Annotated in this window: 22 protein-coding genes and 1 other annotated feature (1 of these 23 only partly in view); of the genes, 10 read left to right on the forward strand and 12 right to left on the reverse strand. The window is 60.5% G+C overall.

Features of this window, described 5'->3' with window-relative positions; genetic code table 11:
- Window positions 1–74, reverse strand: a sequence feature (Thr leader region); it reaches 44 nt to the left of the window's first position.
- A complete protein-coding gene (gene thrL / locus ACJ8J5_RS07410; RefSeq protein WP_071525951.1) occupies window positions 13–99 on the reverse strand; it encodes a thr operon leader peptide in 87 nt (28 codons plus the stop codon). Its footprint overlaps the feature before it by 62 nt.
- Before the next feature lie 194 nt (window positions 100–293).
- Window positions 294–980 (reverse strand): tRNA/rRNA methyltransferase, encoded by a 687-nt coding sequence (locus ACJ8J5_RS07415; RefSeq protein WP_025305230.1) that lies wholly within the window; start codon window positions 978–980, stop codon window positions 294–296.
- Window positions 981–1,609: 629 nt separating this feature from the next.
- Between ACJ8J5_RS07415 and arcA the strand changes: the two genes are divergently transcribed.
- Window positions 1,610–2,326, forward strand: coding sequence for a two-component system response regulator ArcA (gene arcA, locus ACJ8J5_RS07420; RefSeq protein WP_025305229.1), 717 nt, complete (start codon window positions 1,610–1,612; stop codon window positions 2,324–2,326).
- A 51-nt stretch (window positions 2,327–2,377) separates the two neighbouring features.
- Here the strand turns inward: arcA and creA are convergent, their stop codons facing one another.
- A complete protein-coding gene (creA, locus tag ACJ8J5_RS07425) occupies window positions 2,378–2,857 on the reverse strand; it encodes a protein CreA (RefSeq protein WP_164068039.1) in 480 nt (159 codons plus the stop codon).
- Between the two features lie 342 nt (window positions 2,858–3,199).
- Between creA and robA the strand changes: the two genes are divergently transcribed.
- Window positions 3,200–4,069 carry an MDR efflux pump AcrAB transcriptional activator RobA gene (gene robA, locus ACJ8J5_RS07430; protein WP_033641224.1) on the forward strand — a complete coding sequence of 290 codons (870 nt, stop codon included), beginning with the start codon at window positions 3,200–3,202 and terminating at the stop codon, window positions 4,067–4,069.
- Here robA and gpmB read toward each other — a convergent pair.
- Window positions 4,066–4,713 carry a 2,3-diphosphoglycerate-dependent phosphoglycerate mutase GpmB gene (gene gpmB, locus ACJ8J5_RS07435; RefSeq protein WP_025305227.1) on the reverse strand — a complete coding sequence of 216 codons (648 nt, stop codon included), beginning with the start codon at window positions 4,711–4,713 and terminating at the stop codon, window positions 4,066–4,068. The two genes, robA and gpmB, sit on opposite strands and share 4 nt — an antisense overlap.
- 101 nt (window positions 4,714–4,814) lie before the next feature.
- On the opposite strand from gpmB, the gene yjjX reads away from it, so the two are divergent.
- The gene (yjjX, locus tag ACJ8J5_RS07440; protein WP_060434194.1) at window positions 4,815–5,333 is read left to right on the forward strand and encodes an inosine/xanthosine triphosphatase; all 519 of its coding nucleotides are present in this window, start codon (window positions 4,815–4,817) and stop codon (window positions 5,331–5,333) included.
- Between the two features lie 11 nt (window positions 5,334–5,344).
- Here the strand turns inward: yjjX and trpR are convergent, their stop codons facing one another.
- Both trpR and sltY read right to left on the reverse strand, forming a co-directional pair.
- Entirely contained in the window at window positions 5,345–5,674 is a 330-nt protein-coding gene (gene trpR / locus ACJ8J5_RS07445) for a trp operon repressor (protein ID WP_016929152.1), read from the reverse strand.
- 54 nt (window positions 5,675–5,728) lie between these two features.
- Complete coding sequence (gene sltY, locus ACJ8J5_RS07450) at window positions 5,729–7,657, reverse strand: murein transglycosylase (protein ID WP_414104735.1); 1,929 nt, start codon at window positions 7,655–7,657, stop codon at window positions 5,729–5,731.
- Between the two features lie 633 nt (window positions 7,658–8,290).
- On the opposite strand from sltY, the gene ACJ8J5_RS07455 reads away from it, so the two are divergent.
- The 4 genes from ACJ8J5_RS07455 to ettA all read left to right on the forward strand — a co-directional run bounded on the left by ACJ8J5_RS07455 (window position 8,291) and on the right by ettA (window position 12,492).
- Window positions 8,291–8,902, forward strand: a complete 612-nt coding sequence (locus ACJ8J5_RS07455) for a YfiR family protein (RefSeq protein ID WP_025305224.1) — start codon at window positions 8,291–8,293, stop codon at window positions 8,900–8,902.
- Window positions 8,899–10,146 (forward strand): diguanylate cyclase domain-containing protein, encoded by a 1,248-nt coding sequence (locus ACJ8J5_RS07460; RefSeq protein WP_025305223.1) that lies wholly within the window; start codon window positions 8,899–8,901, stop codon window positions 10,144–10,146. The genes ACJ8J5_RS07455 and ACJ8J5_RS07460 overlap by 4 nt, the downstream gene beginning before the upstream one ends.
- A 38-nt stretch (window positions 10,147–10,184) precedes the next feature.
- Window positions 10,185–10,682 carry an OmpA family protein gene (locus tag ACJ8J5_RS07465; RefSeq protein ID WP_019455003.1) on the forward strand — a complete coding sequence of 166 codons (498 nt, stop codon included), beginning with the start codon at window positions 10,185–10,187 and terminating at the stop codon, window positions 10,680–10,682.
- Between the two features lie 142 nt (window positions 10,683–10,824).
- Window positions 10,825–12,492, forward strand: coding sequence for an energy-dependent translational throttle protein EttA (gene ettA / locus ACJ8J5_RS07470; RefSeq protein WP_025159620.1), 1,668 nt, complete (start codon window positions 10,825–10,827; stop codon window positions 12,490–12,492).
- 30 nt (window positions 12,493–12,522) lie between these two features.
- On the opposite strand, the gene ACJ8J5_RS07475 is transcribed toward ettA, so the two are convergent.
- The gene (locus ACJ8J5_RS07475; RefSeq protein WP_414104734.1) at window positions 12,523–13,428 is read right to left on the reverse strand and encodes an AraC family transcriptional regulator; all 906 of its coding nucleotides are present in this window, start codon (window positions 13,426–13,428) and stop codon (window positions 12,523–12,525) included.
- 162 nt (window positions 13,429–13,590) lie between these two features.
- Between ACJ8J5_RS07475 and ACJ8J5_RS07480 the strand changes: the two genes are divergently transcribed.
- Entirely contained in the window at window positions 13,591–14,559 is a 969-nt protein-coding gene (locus ACJ8J5_RS07480; RefSeq protein ID WP_089181657.1) for an SDR family NAD(P)-dependent oxidoreductase, read from the forward strand.
- Window positions 14,560–14,573: 14 nt separating this feature from the next.
- Window positions 14,574–15,581, forward strand: a complete 1,008-nt coding sequence (locus ACJ8J5_RS07485) for an NADP-dependent oxidoreductase (protein WP_060434188.1) — start codon at window positions 14,574–14,576, stop codon at window positions 15,579–15,581.
- Window positions 15,582–15,607: 26 nt separating this feature from the next.
- On the opposite strand, the gene ACJ8J5_RS07490 is transcribed toward ACJ8J5_RS07485, so the two are convergent.
- Entirely contained in the window at window positions 15,608–16,519 is a 912-nt protein-coding gene (locus tag ACJ8J5_RS07490; RefSeq protein WP_025305222.1) for a LysR family transcriptional regulator, read from the reverse strand.
- Window positions 16,520–16,616: 97 nt separating this feature from the next.
- Here ACJ8J5_RS07490 and ACJ8J5_RS07495 point away from each other — a divergent pair, with 97 nt between their 5' ends.
- Window positions 16,617–17,618: a zinc-binding alcohol dehydrogenase family protein gene (locus ACJ8J5_RS07495; protein ID WP_414104733.1), complete on the forward strand. Its 1,002-nt coding sequence runs from the start codon at window positions 16,617–16,619 to the stop codon at window positions 17,616–17,618.
- A 31-nt stretch (window positions 17,619–17,649) separates the two neighbouring features.
- Here the strand turns inward: ACJ8J5_RS07495 and ACJ8J5_RS07500 are convergent, their stop codons facing one another.
- The 4 genes from ACJ8J5_RS07500 to serB form a co-directional block, all read right to left on the reverse strand.
- The gene (locus tag ACJ8J5_RS07500; protein WP_308380906.1) at window positions 17,650–19,083 is read right to left on the reverse strand and encodes a glycosyltransferase family 39 protein; all 1,434 of its coding nucleotides are present in this window, start codon (window positions 19,081–19,083) and stop codon (window positions 17,650–17,652) included.
- A 134-nt stretch (window positions 19,084–19,217) separates the two neighbouring features.
- Window positions 19,218–20,489, reverse strand: coding sequence for a multifunctional transcriptional regulator/nicotinamide-nucleotide adenylyltransferase/ribosylnicotinamide kinase NadR (nadR, locus tag ACJ8J5_RS07505; RefSeq protein WP_141971058.1), 1,272 nt, complete (start codon window positions 20,487–20,489; stop codon window positions 19,218–19,220).
- Between the two features lie 58 nt (window positions 20,490–20,547).
- Window positions 20,548–21,933 carry a DNA repair protein RadA gene (radA, locus tag ACJ8J5_RS07510; protein WP_025159617.1) on the reverse strand — a complete coding sequence of 462 codons (1,386 nt, stop codon included), beginning with the start codon at window positions 21,931–21,933 and terminating at the stop codon, window positions 20,548–20,550.
- Window positions 21,934–21,952: 19 nt separating this feature from the next.
- A complete protein-coding gene (gene serB, locus ACJ8J5_RS07515) occupies window positions 21,953–22,930 on the reverse strand; it encodes a phosphoserine phosphatase (protein ID WP_016929162.1) in 978 nt (325 codons plus the stop codon).
- Between the last annotated feature and the right edge of the window lie 14 nt (window positions 22,931–22,944).

Raw genomic sequence — 22,944 nt, forward strand, 5'->3', positions numbered from 1 at the left:
TTCCTGTGCGCGTCAGCCCGCCCCGTTACCTGTGGTATCGGTGGTGGTAATAATTGTGGTTTTCAGGCTGATGTTGCGCATGTTGTCTGTCTGTCTCATGAAATACTCTGTCCCCTCTATTGGTTAAAGCAATCGCTATCCCAAGTCAAACTATTTCTTTTTTTTGCTTATTTTCCGTTCAGCGGCGACATTGCGCGATATCGGAGGTGAAAAGCAAAACGACAGAACAAAAAAACAACTTAAAGCCGATTTACTAGTGGATCACGCTGGGTAACCGTCTGATGGAGCCGCTATCACTTGGCGAGTTTTTTTTCGATGTCGTGCAGCAGCGTATGCAACATCGCCGTGTCTCGCTGTTGCAACGCCCCGAGGCGCTGATGCAGCCAATCGCGCAATTTTTGGTCATCGCCGACATCCAAAGCGTTCAACAAGGCATCGGCGCGGTGGCGCAGCGCTTTGAGTTGCCCTTCCGACGCCACCTTTTCCTGCGGCGTGCTGACGCCCATCAGGCTCGCCAACTGGTAGCAGTACACCATCACCGCCTGGCCCAGGTTAAGCGACGGGTAGTCCGCCTGCATCGGCACGCCGGTCAGCAAATCCGCCAGCGCCAGCTCTTCGTTGGTCAGGCCGGAATCTTCGCGGCCGAACACCAGCGCGGCCTGGCCGACCCACTGCTTACGCTCACTCAGCTGTTCCAGCAGCTCAGGCGGCGTGCAGTAGTAGTGAAAACGCGCGCGGCTGCGGGCGGTGGTGGCGACCGTGAAGTCTACATCCGCCAGCGCCTGTTCCAACGTGGCGAACGTTTGCACGCCGTCGAGGATCTCGCCGGCCCCGTGTGCCACCCAGCGTGCAGCCGGCTGCAGGTGCGCCTCGCTGTCGACGATGCGCAACGAAGCGAAGCCCATGGTTTTCATCGCGCGCGCCGCAGCGCCGACGTTTTCCGGCCGCGCCGGAGCCACTAAAACAATATGAAGCTGCATCACTCTTCCACCGAAGGCGGGCCAGCGCTTTTGACGGTATCGCAGCGCCCGCTTATATTTACAATTGCGTAACAATAAACGCGTTAATAGCAACAAACAAGATTAAACGGCTCGTTGAGCTAATAAATCCGCCGTAATAGTCATTATTCATGCTTATGTTTTACTGTATTTATTTATCAATGAGTTAAAACAAGACGATGATCAATAAGCGAATAATTGTATCCTATCGGGCCCGATAATGCTGAATCGTTCACAGAATTTGAGGTTCTGTGACTTAAACTGGCATTTCTGTAAGTGTTTTTCACAAATCTGTTAACGTGCTACAATTGAATTTGATATATGTCAACAAAGCGTAGTTTTGTTGGGTGATGAATTCGGCACGCGCTGTTATATTGCTGTTAATGGGGTTAGGATATGCGCCGATTTGGCACCCCAGGGGTTGTAGGGAACAGCATCCCCACCAGGCTAGCGATCTTGTTGACATGAGATGGAAAGTGCATCAAGAACGAGTTTACGTACTTTAGTCATTTGCTGAGAGGGAACGTGGCGCTATCTCTGCCCTCCTCTAAGAAAACAGAGACTTCTGTACTTCCTATTTTCTATTTTGTTGGCAATTTTAGGTAGCAAATATGCAGACCCCGCACATTCTGATTGTCGAAGACGAGTTAGTCACTCGTAACACCCTGAAGAGCATTTTCGAGGCGGAAGGCTACATTGTTCATGAAGCCAATGATGGTGCAGAGATGCACAATATCCTGTCTGAAAATGATATCAATCTGGTCATCATGGACATCAACCTGCCAGGCAAAAACGGCCTGCTGTTGGCGCGCGAACTGCGTGAACAGGCCAGCGTCGCCTTGATGTTCCTGACCGGCCGCGATAACGAAGTGGATAAGATCCTCGGCCTGGAAATCGGCGCCGACGATTACATCACCAAGCCGTTCAACCCGCGTGAGCTGACTATCCGCGCACGTAACCTGCTGTCGCGCACCATGAATCTGGGCAGCCTGGGCGAAGAGCGCCGCCTGGTCGAGAGCTACAAGTTCAACGGGTGGGAACTGGACATCAACAGCCGCTCGCTGATCAGCCCGGCCGGCGAACAGTACAAACTGCCGCGCAGTGAATTCCGCGCCATGCTGCACTTCTGCGAAAACCCGGGCAAGATCCAATCCCGTGGCGAACTGCTGAAGAAGATGACCGGTCGCGAACTGAAGCCACATGACCGCACCGTGGACGTCACCATCCGTCGCATTCGCAAGCACTTCGAATCGACGCCGGACACGCCGGAAATCATCGCCACCATTCACGGCGAAGGCTACCGCTTCTGCGGCGAGCTGGAAGAGTAACTCCCGCCTGCCGTCATGAAAACGGGGTTCAGCATGCTGAACCCCGTTTTTTTATTTCGTCTCAGCCCACGGCATGATCGGCACCGCGCTCAGCGCATTTTTCGGCGAGCCATCGATCACCTTGTCGGAATAGCTCAGGTAGATCAGTGAATTGCGCTTGGCGTCGTAGAAGCGCACCACCTGCAGCTTCTTGAACACCAGCGAAGTGCGTTTCTGGAACACCACATCGCCTTCCGCCTTGCCGTTTTTGATCTTGTCGCTCAGCTCTATAGGCCCGACCTGCTGGCAGGAAATGGCCGCGTCGGCGGTGTCTTCCGCCAGCCCCAGGCCGCCTTTGATGCCGCCGGTTTTGGCGCGGCTGATATAACAAGTTACATTTTTAACATCCGGATCGTCGAACGCTTCGACCACGATTTTGTGGTCCGGCCCCAACAATTTAAACACCGTATCAACGGAACCCACTTGCTCCGCCTGTGCGCTTCCCACGGTTGCGCAAACCAAACCGAATAAAAATATCCAGTTTTTTTTCATTTACTTAACTCCGATATAACCTTGCCGCAAAAATAGGTTCGGCGATCGCCATTATTTATGTCTAAGCTCACGGAATCGGTTTTATACGGGTCCGCACCGTCCGTTTTAGCACAGAGCGTGACAAAAATCTTTGAGAGTCGCGGAGTAAAAAAGTTGCTATGATGCGGCGTCGTTATTTCTTTGCGCCCACTACGGTGTACCCCAATCCAACTCTGGCGCGGCATGCGCAGCAGAGGCAAAGAGTGCAACGCATAATGGCTCATGGATCGGTCTGATAGCGCAGCACCAGCGTGACGAATCAACAGTTCGGGTTCCTACCCCCAAGCTTTACGAGGAAGATCTATGGATCAAGCCGGTATCATTCGTGATCTGCTTAGCTGGCTGGAAAGCCATTTGGACCAACCCTTGTCGCTGGATAACGTGGCGGCCAAGGCCGGCTACTCCAAATGGCATCTGCAACGGATGTTCAAAGATATTACCGGTAATGCCATCGGTGCTTACATCCGGGCAAGGAGACTGTCCAAAGCCGCCGTCGCGCTGCGTCTGACCAGCCGGCCGATTTTGGATATCGCCCTGCAATATCGTTTCGACTCGCAGCAGACCTTCACCCGCGCCTTCAAAAAACAGTTTGCGCAAACGCCGGCGCTGTACCGCCGCGCCGAGGACTGGAATGCGTTCGGCATCTGTCCGCCGATCCGTCTGGGGGCCTTCACTCTGCCGCAGCCGGAATTCGTCTCGCTGCCAGACAAACACCTGGTCGGCCTGACCCAAAGCTACTCCTGTACGCTGGAACAGATCACCACCGTGCGCACTGAACTGCGCTCGCAGTTCTGGCGTCAGTTCCTCGGTGACGTCGAAACCCTGCCGCCGGTGCTGTACGGGCTGCACCACTCGCGCCCAAGCCAGGAGAAGGACGACGAACAGGAAGTGCTGTATACCACGGCGCTGGAGCCGGATCAGGTGCCTGACAAGGTACAGGAAGGCCAGCCACTGGTGTTGCCGGGCGGCGAATTTGCGATGTTCAGCTACGAAGGGCCCACCGAGGGGCTGCAAGACTTCATCCTGACGGTGTATGGCACCTGCCTGCCGGCGCTCCAGCTGACGCGCCGCAAAGGGCACGACATCGAGCGTTTCTACCCGAAAGGCGAGCGCCGTCCGCATCAGGCGCCTATCGAGATCAAGTGCGATTACCTGATCCCGATTCGGCGTTAACGCTGCAGTTCGTCCAACGCGGGCATGTCCAGGTGCGTGACATCGCCCGCCGTTTCCACGATCCAGCCGGAAGCCAGCCACGGGCTCTGCTGGTGATCGACGCGCGACAATGAGCAGTTGCGCAAGCGCAGGCGGCGTTCCGCATAGGCCGGTAGCCCAAGCACCGTACTGATCAAACACCCCAACGCGATGCCATGGCTGACGAGCAGCGGTTTACTGCCTTCAGGCAGCATCAGGCAGCTCTCCAGCGCGGCGCGCATGCGCTCGCCCAGCTCCTCCATGGATTCGCCTTGAGGGATACGGCCGTCAGGAGTACCATCGACCATCTGTTTGCGCCACTGCTCTTCCTGCGGCGTCAAACTGTCGATCAGGCGTTCTTCCAGAACCCCCATGTGCAGCTCACGCAAACGCGGATCGCCAATCACTTCGCAGCCACAGGCTTCGGCGATGATTTGCGCGGTGCGGCGCGTGCGCCCCAGATCGCTGGTAATGATGTGCGTAATGCCTTCTTTGCTGACCCGCCTGGCGACCAGACGGGCCTGGTGTTCACCCATGGCGGTTAACGGGCTGTCGGACTGACCCTGGATGCGGCGAGCCGCGTTCCATTCCGTTTCGCCATGGCGAACGAGGTATACCTGTAACATTTTTGTTTTCCGTTATACTGCGTGAAATTTGCGTTTATCCCCGGCCCGGCGGCGCTTTTGCCGCTGCCCGGCGTATCGGCCAGAAGGATATCAAACCCGTTATGTACCATGTTGTCGCTGCAACTACCAACCCGGCAAAGATCAAGGCTATTCAACTCGCCTTCGATGACGTCTTTGGCGCGAGCCAATACCGCATTGAATCCGTTGACGTCGCCAGCGGCGTCTCGCTGCAGCCGATAGGCAACCACGAAACCCGCACCGGTTCGCGTCAACGCGTGATGGAAGCGCGCCAGGTCAGGCCCGAGGCCGATTTTTGGGTCGGCGTGGAAGCCGGGATTGAAGAGAATATGACCTTCGCCTGGATGACCATCGAGAACCCGCACATCCGTGGCGAATCCCGCTCGGCGAGCCTGATGCTGCCGGAAGTCATCTTACAAGGTATTCGCGCCGGTCGCGAATTGGGCAGCGAAATGGCGGCGATCACCGGCAACGCCGAGGTGAAACGTCAGGGCGGCGCCATCGGCGTCTTCACTGACGGCCGGCTGAGCCGCACCAGCGTTTACCACCAGGCGCTGCTGCTGGCGCTGGTGCCGTTCCACAACGCCATCTATCAGCAATAACGCTGAGTCTGCTAGGGCGCGTCGTGCAGCAACTGCTGCTCAAGCCACTGTTTCAGCGCGGGTGAAGCCGCTTTCAGGCTGTTAGAACCGCGGGTGATGGTGGCGATCCCCGCGCCCAGTTCATTTTTCAGCTCGCGCTGGCTCATCTCGCCGCGCATCAATTCCTGAATGATCCGCACCCGGGTGCCCAGCGCAGTGCGCTCGTCCGGCGTCAACATCAGCTGCAACAGCGGTTGATGAAGTTCTTGCGCAAACGAATTCTGCAGCAGCGCGACGAAGCGCAGCCAATCCTCATTGCCTTGTTCTGAAAGAGCGGGGTCGTTTAACGATAATTGCGTCATGGCAGCCACCATACTATTTAACTAGTACAGCAGCATACCATAGGGCCGTCAAAATCAATAACGTCTCTGCCACTCGGCGTCGGTCAGCACCTTGGCCGGCCGGTGCGTCAGATAACGGTAAAACGCATCATAAGCCAGCACGTTCTTGACGTAGCCGCGGGTTTCAGAGAACGGAATGCTTTCGATGAACGCCACCGGATCGATCCGCCCCGCGCTGTTGCCCAGCCAGGTATTCACCCGCGACGGGCCGGCATTATAGGCGGCGCTCGACAGAATGCGGTTGCGGCCGAACTGCTGATAGACCGACTCCAGATAGCTGGTGCCGATGGTGATATTGGTCTGCGGATCGAACAGTTGGCTCGGGCCGACATAGCCGGGAATATTGAACATCTGCACCGTATGCTGCGCGGTGCGCGGCATCACCTGCATCAGGCCGGCGGCACCGACCGGCGACTGCGCCTTCGGATTCCAGGCGCTCTCCTGGCGCGCGATCGCCATCGCATAGCTGCTGGTGATCCCCTTGTCATCGGTGGCGCGGCGGAACTCCTGTGGCCAAGCGACCGGGAACCGTTCCTCCAGATGATCCCACAGCTTGCCGACGATGGTCGCCTGCACGCTCAGATCGGCCCATTTTTGCTCAAAGGCGTAGCGCGCCAGTGCCTCTTGTTCCGGCCGGCTGCGGCTGGCGACGTAGGAGCCCCATTCGCTGCGGGCCAGGTTGTCCATATTCCAGTACATCAGCTCGCGTACCCGGGCGACCTCCGGCCCGTCGACCAGCGACGTGCGCGGCTTGGCCGCCACCGCCACCATCACCGGATAAGTGGCGTTCAGCTTCTGCGCCGCCACCATCGGATAGAAACCGCGTTCGGTCATCAGGTTGCGCAACATCTCCTCGCCTTCGGCGCGTTTGCCTTCGTCCATCAGCTGACTGGCGCGCCAGTAGCGCCACTCATCCTTGTTGCGCGACGCTTCCGGCAGACGGGCCAGCCAGGTCGCGACGCCCTGCCGATCGCCGTTACCCAGCGCCATGCGCACCCGGCGCTCCAGCAGCGAAGGCGAACGGCTGCGCAGAATCACCTGATCGCGCCACTGCGCCTGTTCATAGGTAGCGTCGCTGCCCATCAGGCGCCAGGCCACCGACTCTTCCAGCCCCAGCCGCTCGTCGTCGCTCATTTTCTGCAGCCGCGCGAGCGTCGGGATCATCGCCCGCGCGTTTTCCACATCCTGCCGCGCCAGGCGTTCAAAGGCGATGCCGGTGGCGGCGCGGGTAAAGTCGGTCGGCCCCACGCTGCGGGCGAAGGCTTCCACGGTGGTCGGATCGTTTTGCAAACGCACCAGTGCGTTGCCCATGGTCTGGTAGTCGGCCGGCAGCTGACTGTAAAGGTTGCTGACCAACGGGCTGTTGCCCTCTTTCAGCGCCAGCTTCATGCGCGCCAGAATATCCAGCGGCCTCTGCTTGCCTGCGCCGCGCCAGACGCTGAACAGCCGATCGCAGGCACCCGGCAGCGTTTTGCCGTTCAGCCACAGCTCGTCAGCGCCGCTCCAGGCCGCCTGCTGATCGCCGGTGGCCCACTTGGCATAGTAATAGTTGCAGCGCGCCGCCACCGGTTTGGGCGGCTGCGGGCTGAAGGCCAACAGGGTGCGCCAGTCCTCGCGACGCGCCAACTCATTGACGAAGCGCGGCGCCAGCGATTTCGCCGGCGGCAGCGTCGGGTTGCGCTTGATAAAGTCGTTCACCTCGGAGAACCCCGCCTGGCTAAGATCCTGTGTCAGCTCGCGGTATTCCAGGTAAGGATAAAGCGGATAATCACGCAGCGTCGGCATCAGCTGCGCCACCACGTCCATCTGATTGCCGTCCCACGCCTGTTTGATCTGCTGGTAGCGCTGACGTTGCGCATCCAGAGAATCCGCCAGCGCCGCGCCTGAAAACGCCGTCAGGCACAGCCCCATTGCCAACAGCCGTCGCTTGTCCACCTTGACCATCCTCGCTCTTTCCTCACTGGTTGTACCGAGGGAGCCGCCCAGCCCCCCCGGTGACCGCCGCGCACGGCGCCGCGGGACAAAATAAAGCCGGGCGCACGGCCCGGACGCAGATATCTACCATAGACAGCGCAATCGCTTATCCATTCAATACTGTAGAAGAAGAAGTGTATCGCCATGACGGGAGCCAGGTAAAAAACGTTTACTTTGACTGACAAATCAGGTCGCCGGGATATTTCCAGTCACCGGATTTTTATTAACCGGCCCGGTGTTTATGAAAGAAGTAAAATTCTTTTTAATTATTAGCTATCACATTATTTCATTTGAGATATGAGCCCGCCGTTGCGCAAATCGCCTGACAGCTGGCCAAACGCGCCAACTTTGCAGAAAAGCGGTGGCAAACCCGGGTAGGCATTTTTATACTATCAAAAATAAGTAGGATAATTCCGAGAAAACAGCACATAAAGCGCCCAACGAAGACATCTTATAATACAATCCGCGCCAATTATGGGTTAGATAGTGTTCATTAGGCAGTGCGACTGACAGCTTTCAGCAAAACGATAGTCCCTTCAAGCGGGCCGGATTTTTCCTTGTCAGGCCACGGCCTGCGGGCGGTGGATCAGGCCGGAATGGCGGGTGAAGATGGCGAATAAGACCGCGATAGCAATGCGTTGCGCAAAAAGCCCCGAGCCGGGCTTCCTTGGCGCACGCCTGAATATCGGTCGCCTGCTGCTGATCGTTTTGTTAGCGCTGCTGACGTTGTCCGGGCCTGCGCACGCCGCCGATGATCCCTATCAAAAGCGCACGCACGCCGTGACGACCGTGGTGGTAGGCATCATCAGCTACGCCCGCTGGTCGCGTGAACCCAATCCGATCCGCTTGTGCGTGACCGCGCCCACCCAGTATGCCGAAGGGCTGTTCGATCCGATCCTGCTGAGCGCGCCGCGCCCGATTAAAGCCGAGCGCGTGCCGTTCGACAGCCCAACGCTGAGTACCGGCTGCGATGTCATCTACTTAGGGAACATCACCGCCGCGCAGAGACAAAATTTCATGCAGCGCATTTCCGGCAACTCCATTCTCAGCATCAGCGAAAACGATAGCGAATGCTCCGCCGGCAGCGCTTTTTGCCTGCAGATCGATGGGGACCAGGCCAGTTTCAAGGTCAACCTGGACGCTCTGGCGCGCAGCGGCGTGCGCGTTCACCCCAACGTGCTGCAGCTGGCACGCAAACAGGCGCCGCCGCTATGAGGCTGTTGCGTAGAAACCGCTCCGGCAATGCGCGCCCGACGCTGGGCCGAGTGCTGCAGCGGGTGCATCTTGGGCTGGCGCTGATCGCCGTCGGCACCGCCGGCATCTTTTTGACGCTGGTGGCGCTGTTTGCGCTGCGCGCCTATGCCAATCACAACCTGCACCTGATCGCGCGCTCCATCAGCTATACCGTCGAAGCCGCCGTAGTGTTTGAAGATCGCACTGCCGCGCGCGAGGCGCTGATGCTGATCGCCTCCAACGAAGAGGTATCGGACGTGCGGATCCTCGACAACAACGGCAAGATGCTAGCCAACTGGCGCCATCCCACCGATGGGCCGCTGCATGGCCTTGAGCAGATCGTCGCGCACTGGGCGCTGCCCGAGCCGGTCATTCTGCCTATCACCCACGAGGGCAAGCAGGTCGGTCAGGTCTGGCTGAGCGGTAACGGCGGCAGCCTGCTGCGTTTCCTGTTGCGCGGCATGGTCGGTATGATCGCCTGCCTGGTGCTCAGCACCCTGTGCGCCCTGGTGTTGTCGCGCCGTATGCTGGTCGGCATCGTCAGTTCGCTGGACGACATCGCCAATGTGGCGCATGCGGTGCGCCGCGATCGCACCTTCGGCCTGCGGGTGCCGTCGGCGCCTATCGCCGAGTTGCATGAGCTCAGCAACGATTTCAACGGCTTGCTCGACGAGCTGGAGGCCTGGCAGGCCCATCTGAAGCAGGAGAACGACTCGCTGGCGCACCGGGCAACGCACGACAGCCTGACCGGTTTGCCGAACCGCGCCTTCTTCGAAGGGCGACTGAGCCGGGCGCTGGGCGATATCGAATCGCCGGCGAAATTGGCGGTGCTGTTTATCGACGGCGATCGTTTCAAGGAGGTGAACGACAGTTACGGCCACGCCGCAGGCGATGCGGTGCTGACCACCATTGCCGGGCGCATTCGCGCGCAGCTGCGCGAAACCGATCTGGTCGCACGCCTGGGAGGGGATGAATTCGCCGTGCTGCTGGCGCCGGTACACGGCACGGAAGATGTCTTGCAGATCGCTGACAACATCATCGACTGCATGACGCAACCGGTCATTTTGCCGAACGACGAGACGGTCATTACCTCTCTGAGTATCGGTATTGCGCTGTACCCTGATCACGCGTCAACGCCTCAGGGTCTTTTGCACGAAGCTGACGATGCGATGTATCAGGCAAAGCATCGTTATAACGGAGGCTGGCGGCTGGCTATACATAAATAAGAGCCCCGGCTATAACACTTGAACTAGGGATTTTGACTATGATACAGCAACTGTTTAAAGGTCGTTTTTCACTGCTGACGATGGTGTTCGTCGCCCTGCTGGCGCTCGCCGGCTGCCAGAGCAAACCGCAGGGCCTGACGCCCGAGCAGGTTGCGCTGCTGCAATCGCAGGGCTTCAAACTGACCGATAACGGCTGGGAGTTCGGCCTGTCGGATAAAGTGCTGTTCGGCAACAATATCGGCAAGCTGAACCCGGAAAGCACCGAGACGGTGCAGAAGATGGGCCGTGCGCTGCTGAGCGTCGGCATCACCAAGTTCCGCCTGGACGGCCATACCGACAACTACGGTGAAGACAGCTACAACGACCAGCTCTCCCTGCGCCGCGCCGATGCGGTGGCCGATCTGCTGGCCAGCGTCGGCATTCCGCGCGCCAATATCGAAACTCGCGGCATGGGCAAACGCGACCCCGTTGCCGATAACCGCACCTCCAGCGGCCGCGCGGAAAACCGCCGCGTCGCGATCGTCGTCACGCCATAAGCCGCCAATATGCGCCTTTATCGGCGCATAAACGGTTATACTTAGCGATCGCTGAGCGATGTCTGGGATCCGAGATCGAAACGGGCTACACTCATGCCGCCAGACATCCTATAAATACTGATATAGAGAGGCTTAGAGCAACGTGGCTCAATACGTCTATACCATGCACCGCGTCGGCAAGGTAGTACCGCCGAAGCGTCATATTTTGAAAAACATCTCCCTGAGCTTCTTCCCTGGGGCAAAAATCGGCGTACTGGGCCTGAACGGCGCCGGTAAGTCCACCCTGCTGCGCATCATGGCCGGCATCGATACCGATATCGAAGGGGAAGCGCGCCCGCAGCCGGGCATCAAGATCGGTTATCTGCCGCAGGAGCCGCAGCTTAACCTCGAACACACCGTGCGTGAATCGGTGGAAGAAGCGCTGGCGGAAGTGGTCGGCGCGCTGAAACGCCTGGACGAAGTGTACGCACTATACGCGGAAGAAGGCGCAGACTTCGACAAGCTGGCCGCCGAACAGGGCCGCCTGGAAGAGATCATTCAGGCGCACGACGGTCACAACCTCAACGCTCAACTGGAACGCGCCGCCGATGCGCTGCGCCTGCCGGACTGGGACGCCAAAATCGCCCACCTGTCCGGGGGTGAACGCCGCCGCGTCGCGCTGTGCCGCCTGCTGCTGGAAAAACCGGACATGCTGCTGCTGGACGAACCGACCAACCACCTGGACGCCGAGTCCGTGGCCTGGCTGGAACGCTTCCTGCACGACTTCGAAGGCACCGTGGTGGCGATCACCCACGACCGTTACTTCCTGGATAACGTGGCCGGCTGGATCCTCGAACTCGACCGCGGCGAAGGCATTCCGTGGGAAGGCAACTACTCGTCCTGGCTGGAGCAGAAAGACGCGCGTCTGGCGCAGGAAGCGTCCGCCGAAGCCGCTCGTCGCAAGTCGATCGAGAAAGAGCTGGAGTGGGTGCGTCAGGGTGCCAAAGGCCGTCAGTCCAAAGGCAAGGCCCGTTTGGCCCGCTTCGAAGAGCTGAACAACACCGAATACCAGAAACGTAACGAAACCAACGAACTGTTCATCCCACCTGGCGCACGCCTGGGCGATAAAGTGGTCGAAGTCAGCAACCTGCGCAAGTCCTACGGCGACCGCCTGCTGATCGATGACCTGTCGTTCTCGGTGCCGAAAGGGGCAATCGTCGGCATCATCGGCCCGAACGGCGCGGGTAAATCCACGCTGTTCCGCATGATGTCCGGTCAGGAGCAGCCTGATTCCGGCAGCATCGTGTTGGGCGATACCGTCAAGCTGGCGTCCGTCGATCAGTTCCGCGACAGCATGGACGGTTCGAAAACCGTGTGGGAAGAAGTCTCCGGCGGGCAGGACATCATGCGCATCGGCAACACCGAGATGCCGAGCCGTGCCTATGTCGGCCGCTTCAACTTCAAGGGCGTCGATCAGGGCAAACGCGTGGGCGAGCTGTCCGGCGGTGAGCGTGGCCGTCTGCACCTGGCCAAGCTGCTGCAGGTTGGCGGCAACGTGCTGCTGCTCGATGAACCGACCAACGACCTGGATATCGAAACCTTGCGCGCACTGGAAAACGCCCTGCTGGAATTCCCTGGCTGCGCCATGGTGATCTCGCACGACCGTTGGTTCCTCGACCGTATCGCCACCCACATCCTGGACTACCAGGACGAGGGCAAGGTGGAATTCTTCGAAGGCAACTTCACCGAGTACGAAGAGTACAAGAAGCGTACGCTGGGCGCCGACGCGCTCGAGCCGCACCGCATCAAGTACAAGAAGATCGCCAAGTAATACGAAAGGCGCCGCATGCGGTGCCTTTTTTTATGCCCGCGCCCGCCGATAGTCGCGCGGCGAGCATGCCATCATGCGCTTAAAGGCGTGGCTGAACGCGCTGTCTGAGTCGTATCCCAAACGCTGCGCGATGACGGACACCGGTTCGCTGCCGGTACGCAAAGCCCGCGCCGCCAGCAACATGCGCCAGCGCGACACGTATTCAAGCGGTGCCATGCCGGCCTTCTGCTTGAAGCGCAGCGCCAACGTCGAACGGGAAACGCTCGCCGCGTCGGCCAACGCCGCCACCGTCCAGCGCCGGGCGGGATCGGCGTGCACCGCCAGCATCGCGGCGCCGATGCGCGGATCGAACAAGGCGGGCAGCCAACCCGACGCCGCACTCTCCTCCCCCATCAGGTAAATCCGCAGTGCCTGGGTCAACATGATTTGCCCCAGATGATGCGTCATCAACGTACTGCCCGGCGAAGGCCTAACCAGCTCATCCGCCAGCCGTTGCAACGCCCATTGCAGCACGGCAGCCTCTTCCGTGCCTCCGCGGATCACCATCAGCGCGGGCAGGCTGCCAAACAGCCGTTCCACTTCCTGGCCGAAGCTAAAGCGGCCACCGATAAACAGGCACGTTTCCCCCTCGCCGCAGCTCGCCATGCCGTTTTTCGCCTGCAGATAGAGCACGTCGGCGTCGAGCGCCGGCAGTGACAAGTCGCTGCCAACGGTCAGCGGCAGGCTGCGAGTCAGCAATAAACAGTCGCCGGCCGCCAGCCACAGCGGCTCGGCCTGCCCTTCCGCCGCCAGCCAACAGCCGCCGCGCACCACCGCGTTGAACTTCCCGCCTTGCGGAGCGGGAAAATGAACGGCCCAGTCGCCGCCGGCCTTCAGGCCGCCGAAAAACGCATTCTGGCTGTTCAGTGGCGCCAGCACTTCCGATAAAGGATCCATACCCTCTCCCCCCAAGGCCCTTTCAAGAGCATAGCCCGTGCGATGCTCCAGCCAAAGGCCTTAGGACGATGGCGACAGAAATTAGGTTTTTGTTGCATTCAGCCGCTGATAGAGCCGACTTACACTCCCAGTGTCACAGCCAACCGCAGCGAGGAACGCCCAATGAACCGACAAATGCCCCTCAACACCAGCTTTAACGCCACCACCACCGCCGCCGACGTGCTCAAAGATCGGCAACTGGCCGGCATGACGGCGCTGATAACCGGCGGTCATTCCGGCCTGGGATTGGAAACGACTCGCGCATTGACGCAAGCGGGAGCACAGGTGATCGTCGCCGCCCGCAATCCCGTCATCGCCCGTACCCGTCTGGCCATCGCCGGTATCAGCAACATCGACATTTATGAGCTTGATTTGGCCGACCTGAGCAACATCAGAAAGTTCACGCAACAACTTCTGGCGACCGGCGTCCACCTCGATATGTTGATCTGCGGTGCCGGCATTATGGCCTGTCCTGAAACCCGTATCGGCCCAGGCTGGGAGGCACAATTCGCGATCAACCACCTGGGGCATTACGCACTGGTGAGCCACCTCTGGCCGGCATTGGCGGGCGGCGCCCGCGTTGTCGTCATCTCCTCTTCCGGTCACCATGCCAGCGCCATACGCTGGAATGACGTTCAGTTTCACAGCGGCTATGACAAGTGGCTGGCCTATGGCCAATCGAAAACCGCTAACGCGCTCTTCGCCCTCCAGCTTGACAAGCTGGGGAAAAACGCCGGCGTGCGCGCCTTCTCGCTGCATCCCGGCATGATCCCAACGCCGCTACAGCGCTATCTCTCGCAGGAAGAGATGCTCGCATTGGACTGGATCGACGCCAACGGCAAACCCGCCCACCCGGAAATGCTGAAGACCCCGCAACAAGGAGCGGCAACCCAGGTCTGGGCGGCGACATCGCCCCAACTCAATGGCCTTGGCGGACTGTATTGCGAAGATTGCGATGTCGCCCGGCGCAACGATGACACCGGCTTTTCCTTCAGCGGCGTAAAAAGCTACGCCGTCGATCCTGAACAGGCCCAACGCCTGTGGAAACTCTCGGCGCAACTCACCGGCGTCGATGCCTTCGGCAAGATTTAATCAGGAGCCCACCGATGCAGAATCGCCAAATCATCCTCGTCAAACTCCCGCAAGGAAAACTGACCGTCGATTGTTTTCAGACTCGGGAGGCCCCCATGCCGATCCCCGGCCCTGAAGAGGTTTTGTTGCGCACGCTTTACGTGCCTCTGGATGCGGCCAGCCGAGCCTGGATGCAGGGCGTCACCTATCGTTCCGGACTGCAGGCGGGAGACGTCATGGCTGCGACCGTGCTGGCCGAAGTCGTCGAGTCGCGCTCTCCCCTGCTGGCCGCCGGAGATTTAGTGCTGGCAGAAACCGGCTGGCAAACCTTCGCAGTCGTACCGGCGGCAGGCGCGCTCAAGCAGTCGGATATCGTTCCGCATACGCACTTGCTCAGCGTTTACGGCGTGCCTGGACTCACCGCTTACTTCGGCCTGCTGGAATGCGGACGCCCCAAGGCCGGTGAAACCGTCGTCGTATCCGCCGCCGCGGGGGCGGTAGGCATGTTCGCCGGACAAATCGCCCGGCTTCACGGCTGCCGCACGGTGGGCATTGCCGGCGGCGGCGCCAAAACGGCTCTGCTGACGGACAGGCTGGGGTTCGACGCGGCGATAGATTATAAAGCGGAAAATCTGCATGACGCCCTGCGCCGCTCGTGCCCCAACGGCATCGATGTGCTGTTCGACAACGTCGGCGGCAATATTTTGGCGACCAGTCTGCAGCACATGGCAAAACAGGGGCGCATCGTTTGCTGCGGCGCGGTATCGCAGTACGATACGGCCTCTCCGCCGGCAGCACCTGCCGGGATCCCCGGTGTGTTGATCGTCAACAGCTTGACGATGCGTGGGTTCCTGTTGGCCGATTTCCTTCACCGCCAAGAACAGGCGCTGGCGGCGCTCACGGTCTGGATCGCTGAAGGAAAACTTGCGGTCATCGAAGACCTGATCACCGGTTTCGAACTGCTGCCCGCTGCGCTGGTCGGCCTGCTGGCGGGCAAAAATAGAGGGAAGCGCATCGTTCAGGTGGCGCGGCCCTCCGTCTGAAGAGAAGGCTCTGCGCGCCCCGGCCATCATTCCCGCGCCAGCTCGCGCGCGTAGTCGTCGAACGCCGGATGCTGCAGCACCACATCGATGAAACAGGCCAGCGCCGGGGAATTCAGCTTGCGGCTCGGGTAGACCAGATACAGCTCGTTCCCTTCCGCACGCCACGCCGGCAACACCTCCACCAACAGCTTCTGCGCCACCACCTCGCGGCTGAGAAACGCCGGCAGCAGCGTGATGCCGGCACCGGCAATGGCACATTCGCGTGCATACAGCAGGTTGTCGGTGGTGTGCGCCAGCGGCAGCTGCCAGCGGTAATAATCGTCGCCGCAGCGCAGGTTCCAGGCCGTCCAAGCCCGATGGGCGATGCAACGATGCTGCTGCAGTTGCTGCGGGTGTTCGATCGGCGGATGCTGCGCCAGATAGGACGGCGCAGCCAACAGATAGCGCGGCGCGTACCCGAGGCGGCGGCCGATCAGTGAAGAATCCTGCGGCTTGCCGGTACGCAGTGCGGCGTCGTAACCTTCCTGCACCAGATCCACCATGGCGTCGGACACCGACACCTCCAGCGAAACGTCCGGGTACTGGCGCTGAAAATCCGCCGCCAGCCGCGCCACCAGGGTTGCCCCTAGCCCGGCAGGCGTCGAGATGCGCAGGCGGCCGCTCGGGTTATCGCGCAGCCGCTGCAGCGCCAGATCGGCGCGTTCGGCGGCGGACATCATCGCCTGACAATGCTCCAGATAACGCTCACCGGCGAAGGTCAGGTTCAGCTGGCGCGTAGTGCGATTGAGCAAGCGCAGCCCCAGCGTCTGTTCAAGCTGGCTGATGCGCTGGCTGACGCTGGACTTCGGCAGCCCGACGCGCTGCGCGGCGGCGGTGAAGCTGCCGCACTCCGCCACCAGCGCGAACAGCGCCATGTCCTGCAGCTGTTTGAATTCCATTGTTCACCTTAAACGAACACTCAGTTAGATATTGTCCATCTTATCACCCTACTGCCGCGGGTCTACACTGGGAGCATCATTTGAAAGGAGTACAATCATGTCGATAAAAGCCATTGCCGTAGACCCGCAGAACCCCGCCGGTTTCATCGAAATCTCACCGGAGATGCCGGTTCCCGGCCAGTACGATCTGCTGGTGGAAGTGAAAGCGGCGTCGGTCAATCCGGTGGACACCAAAGTGCACGCCGGTCTGCAGAAAAGCGGCCTGCAGCAGCCGCGCGTCCTCGGCTGGGACGCCAGCGGCATCGTGGTGAGCGTGGGCAGCGGCGTCAGCGGCTTCAAGCCCGGCGATGAGGTGTGGTACGCCGGCGACATCACCCGTCCGGGCAGCAACAGCAGCCATCAGCTGATCGACTCACGCATCGCCGCGCACAAACCGCGCAGCCTGAACTGGGCCGAGTCCGCCGCCCTGCCGCTCACCGCCCTCACCGCCTGGGAGGCGCTGTTCGAACACCTGAACATTCAGGATGCGCCTGAGCACAAGACGCTGCTGATCATCGGCGGCGCCGGCGGGGTCGGCTCGCTGGCCATTCCGCTGGCCGCATTGCGCAGCAAGGTGAAAGTGATCGCCACCGCCTCAAGGCCGGAATCCGCCGCCTGGTGCCGTGAACGCGGCGCCGACCTGGTGGTGGACTACCGCGATCTGAAAGGCAACCTGGCGCAGCACGGCATCGAGCAGGTGGATTACATCCTATGCCTGAACGATACCGACGGCCACTGGCCGGCGATGGCCGAGCTGGTCGCGCCGCTGGGCCATATCTGCACCATCGTCGAGAACGCGCAGCCGTTGGATCAAAACGCGCTGAAGCTGAAAAGCGCCGCGCTGCACTGGGAATTCATGTTCACCCGCAGCATGTTCACCACCTCGGACATCGCGCAACAGGGCAAGATCCTGCAGCAGATGGCGCAGTTGCTGGACGAGGGCAAGCTGAGCACCACACTGAGCGAAACCCTGTACGGGCTGTCGGTAGACACGCTGACCGCCGCGCATCGACAGCTGCTCGGCGGCCATATGCAAGGCAAGCTGGTTATCGCTTACTAAGCCTGAATCGCGGCGGCGCCCTGCGCCGCCGTTACTGCGGACGAACGAAGCCGACGCACAGCGTCTGCTCGTCGGAATGCGGATCGGCGCGGAAGGTCAGCGTCTGCTGCCAATCGAGGCGCATCTTCGGCCAGTGGGCCAACTCACCGCCGAAGTCGCTGTGCGCGCAGTCTTCACCCAACCGCCCAAACAGGGCGACGCCGTGCTGGGCAATCTGCGGATAGCTGATGTTGACGTTGTAGATATTCGGCCGCGTATGATTGGACCAGCGCGTAATGGTCTGCGGCCGTGAATCGGCGTACACCGTCATCCACTGCGACAGGTATTCGCCGCCGACGTAGCGTAGGTCGACGCCATACCGCTCCTGCCACAGCCGCTCCACCCCTGCGCTGAACGCCTTGATACCCACCATCTTCTGGCCGGCGTTGCGCACGTTGCCCAGCATCACCGCGGCATACCCCAGATAGACCGCCAGCGCTGCGCACATCAGCCCGAGGGTCGCCGCGCGCAGTGAACGCACCGGCGGCTGACGCACGCAGCCAACCAGCAGCGCGGGCGCCAGCATGAAGAACGGCTGCAGCCATTCGGTCAACCGGCCGCCGACGTTGAAGGAGAACCAGAAAGTGATAATGCCAAGCGGCAACAGATAGATCCACAGCAGCACCCGCATCGGCAAGGCCGATGGCCAGGCCAGCACCGCCCCGCTGCGCCGCAGGATCGCCCACAACACCAGCGACGGATAGAACACCAGCAGCAGCGACTGCAGCATGTCGAGGTTGAGCTGCATCTTGATCTGCGAATCCACCCATTTGAAGGCGGCAAAGTCGTGATTCCACAGCCAGAACACGTTCGGCAGCACCAGCGCCAGCCAGATCGCTACCGCCAGATAGAACTGCGGCTGCCGATAGCAGCGCCGAACCTGCGGCACGAACAGCGTCGACAGCGCCACGAAATAGACGAAGGCGAAGGTCGAGTATTTCGCCATCATCGCCAGACCGGCCACCAACGCGAAGGCCGGCCACCAGTTGGCCGAACGCGAGATAGCCATGTGGAAGAACAGCGCCATCCACGGCCACAGCATCACCAACAGGTAGTTGTCGTTGTAGGGAATAATGTCGAAATTGATGATGCCGGACAGGTTGAGCGTCAGCAGCGCCATCCAGGCCAGCGAGGTGCTGCCGCTCAGGCGCCGCGCCAACAGCCAGACGCCCAACATGCCGATGGCGATGGCGATGAAGTGCCCGCCATACCAGTAAACGTTCAGCGGCAGCCACGAGAGCCAGATCGCCGGATGCATCGCCGCACCGACCAGCCACGGATTTTTCGGTGAGCCCCATTCGCCGTTGAGGCCCCAGTTGAGCGCCTCGACGGCGTCGTAAGGCAGGGTAGGATCGAGATGAACAGTCAGCAGCGTCCAGGCTGCGGCATAGCAGACCAACCAGAGAGCGAGTAAGCGATAAGACATGTCTTCTTCTGAGCGTTATTGTAAAGAAAACCTTAACGTAGTCGCTCTCGAATGAACCATGTTTAAACAAGCCGTTAAATGTGCGCCAGGGCGGCCGTTTCTGCCGCCGCGATCGCACATTACGCTAATTTCCCTCAGCCTGCGGCGTGGCGATGGGCGGGCGCGCTCAACCTGCCGGCATCCGCCGCCAGCAGCTGTTGCACCAGCTCGACGCAGCGCAGGAAACGCTCTTCGTAATCGCTGGATTCAACGTGCACGTACTCGATGTTGTTGGCGCGCAGCATCTCCTCCAGCAGGCGCTGGAACGCCAGGCGATCGGCGCTGCTGCCGAGGCTGCGCAGGCCGTCCGCCACCCACGGCGTGTTGTTTTCCAGCAGGATCACCAGATCGAAACGGTATTCGTCGATCAGCGCCTGCACGAAGGGGTGTTCACGCCCTTCGTACTTTTTGCAAAACGCCTGCGTAGTCACGAAATCGGTATCGATAAACGCCACCTTGTTGGCGTACTTGACCGCGAAATCCACGTATTGCGCCTGCCCGAGGGCAATTTTGTCGTAATCGGAATACTGCAGCGCCATCTCATCGCCGCCCAGGTGCGAGAACACGTAATCGCGGCCATATTCCCAGGCGCTGGTGGTGTTGAAGATGTTGGCCAGCTTGTTGACCAGCGTCGACTTGCCGCTCGACTCACCGCCGAGGATCGCCACAGTACGCACGAAGAACGGCTTCACCTCGGTCGGGATGTAGTCCCAATAACGGAACGGATCCTGACGGATCTGATTGCCGCTGATGTTCATGAACGAACGCTCGGGGTCGACCAAAATGGTTTCGATGCCCAGATGCTCGCGATAGCGCGGCGCGTCCTGCGCTTCGCTGGAATAGATGAAGCTCGGCACGATGCCCTTCTGCTCCATAAAGGCCTTCATGCCATCGCTCCACACGTTCCAGCCGTGCGGATAGGGCTCGATGCCCTGCTCGTCGAACGAGTGGATATGGATGTTTTTCTGGTACTTGAAGGTCTGCAGCAGCCAGCGCAGGCGATCGCTGACCGTCGGCTGTTGCGACATCGAACTGTTCTCGAACAGCTCGCGATCGCGCGGCTCGTCATGGCACAAGATAACGTGCAGCTCGTCCACCTGGCTGCAGGCGCGCTGGATCAGGTAGATGTGGCCGGTGTGCAGCGGGTAAAATTTACCAAACACCACGCCGACTTTAACCTCTTTACGCGGGAACTCCAGCCCGAGAAAACGGTGCAGCGCCTCGAGCTTTTGCGCGCTCGGGCTTTTGATCTTGTCGTTCAACAGCTGGCTGAGATAGCCTTTTGTCATGCCGCTGGCATCCGCCACCTGCTGCAAAGTACAGCCCTTTTGCTTGATGGACGTCTTCAGATAATCAAATTGCGGCATGGCCACCTCCGTTTAGTATGCTAAACAAAATAGCATATCTTTCTCGCCGTCGGCGACATTAATAAAACTCTTCCAGCACGTCCAGCGCGTCCGCCAGCTTCTTGACCCCGAACACCTGCATGTTGGCCGGCGGCTTCTTCGGCATATTGCCGTGCGGCACGATGGCGCGCTTGAAGCCGTGCTTGGCCGCTTCGGAGATGCGCTCCTGGCCGCTCGGCACCGGGCGAATCTCCCCCGCCAACCCCACTTCGCCGAACACCACCAGATCGTTCGGCAGCGGGCGATCGCGCAGGCTCGAGACCAGCGACATCAGCAGCGCCAGATCGGCGCTGGTCTCGCTGACCTTTACCCCGCCGACCACGTTGACGAACACGTCCTGATCCGACATCTGCAGCCCGCCATGCCGGTGCAGCACCGCCAGCAGGATTGCCAACCGATTCTGCTCCAGGCCCACCGCCACGCGGCGCGGGTTGGACATCATCGAGTGATCCACCAGCGCCTGGATCTCCACCAGCAGCGGCCGGGTACCTTCCCACACCACCATCACCGAGCTGCCGGAAGTGACTTCATCACCGCGGCTAAGGAAGATTGCCGAAGGGTTGCTGACTTCGCGCAGCCCCTGTTCGGTCATGGCAAACACGCCCAGCTCGTTGACCGCGCCGAAGCGGTTCTTGTGGCTGCGCAGGGTACGGAAGCGGGAATCGGCGTCACCGTCCAACAGCACCGAACAGTCAATGCAGTGTTCCAGCACTTTTGGCCCGGCCAGCGAGCCGTCTTTGGTAACGTGGCCGACCATGACGATCGCCACGCCGCGCGTCTTGGCGAAGCGCGTAAGGTAGGCGGCGGTTTCCCGCACCTGCGCCACGCTGCCCGGCGAAGACTGAATGTCCGCCATGTGCATCACCTGAATCGAGTCGATCACCATCAGCTTCGGCTGCTCCTGCTCGGCGATCAGGCAGATCTGCTCGATGCTGGTTTCCGACAGCATGTTCAGGCCGCCGGTCGGCAGCCCCAAACGGTGAGCGCGCATCGCCACCTGCTGCAGCGACTCCTCGCCGGTGACGTACAGGGTTTTCATCTGTTCAGACAGTTTGCACAGCACCTGCAGCAACAGGGTGCTCTTGCCGGCGCCGGGGTTGCCGCCGATCAGAATGGCGCTGCCGGGCACCACGCCACCGCCCAACACGCGGTCGAACTCGAGAAAGCCGGTGGTAAAGCGCGGCAGCGCCTCAAGGCTGATTTCCGACAGCTTCTGTACTTTGCTGACGCCGGCGTCGCCGGCATAGCCGCTGAGGCGATCGTTGCGCGCCGCGGCCGGCGACGCGGCCAAACGCACTTCCGTGATGGTGTTCCAGGCATGACAGGCGCTGCACTGCCCCTGCCAACGCGGATAGTCCGCCCCGCACTCATTGCACACAAATGCCCGTTTTGCCGCTTTTGCCACGTCTTACCTCAATCTTTCGTTATCGCACTTCGTGTTTCAGGCTGCCGGTGAGAATACACAGCACGCCCATCAGATCCGCATGCCGGATCGCCACCTGCGCTTTTTCATACACTTTCGGCTTGGCGTGGTAGGCGATGCCCAACCCCGCCGCCTGCATCATTTTCAAATCATTGGCGCCGTCGCCGATGGCCACGGTTTGCGCCAGCGGGATCTCCAGCTTCTCCGCCAGCCGCAGCAGCGTATCGGCTTTGAACTGTGCGTCCACCACCGGCCCCAGCACTTCGCCGGTCAGCTTGCCGTCGCGGATCTCCAGCTCGTTGGCCGCCGCCGCCACCAGCCGCAGCCGGTTGCGCAGGTATTCGGCGTAGTAGGTGAAACCGCCGGAGGCGATCGCCACATGCCAGCCCATCGCCTGCAGCTTGCCCACCAGGCTGGTCAGCCCCGGCATCAACGGCAGTTCGTCGCGCACCTGCTTGAGGATATTGGCGTCAGCCCCTTTCAGCGTGCCGACGCGCTGGCGCAGGCTGGCGGTAAAGTCCAGTTCGCCGCGCATCGCGCGTTCGGTGACTTCCGCCACCTGCTCGCCGACGCCCGCCAGCTTGGCGATCTCATCGATGCACTCGATCTCGATCGCCGTCGAATCCATATCCATCACCAGCAGCCCCGGCGTGCGCAGGTGCGGGATTTTGCCGAGCGGCGCCACATCCAGCCCGCTCTCCGCCGCCAGCAGCTTGGCGCGCGGCGTCAAGGTTCCCGCCAGCCGCACCACCTGATAATCGTCCACGCCCCAGGCGGTGACGATCACCATCGCCGCGCCCAGCTTGCGTTGGAATTGGGTAATGCGCGCCTTGTCCAGCTTTCTGCCATATAACAGCCACCCGGTATTACCCGCCCGGTAGTCCAGCGGCATCACTTCGTCGCCGCTGAGCGAAAGGGGAAGACCCGGCCATTGAGAGATCTCCGCCGGAAGATCGCAATAGGTCAGACTGTTTGACATCATTGACTCCTGAA

The sequence above is a fragment of the Serratia sp. CY43202 genome (genome assembly GCF_052168755.1).
Taxonomy (GTDB): domain Bacteria; phylum Pseudomonadota; class Gammaproteobacteria; order Enterobacterales; family Enterobacteriaceae; genus Serratia; species Serratia bockelmannii.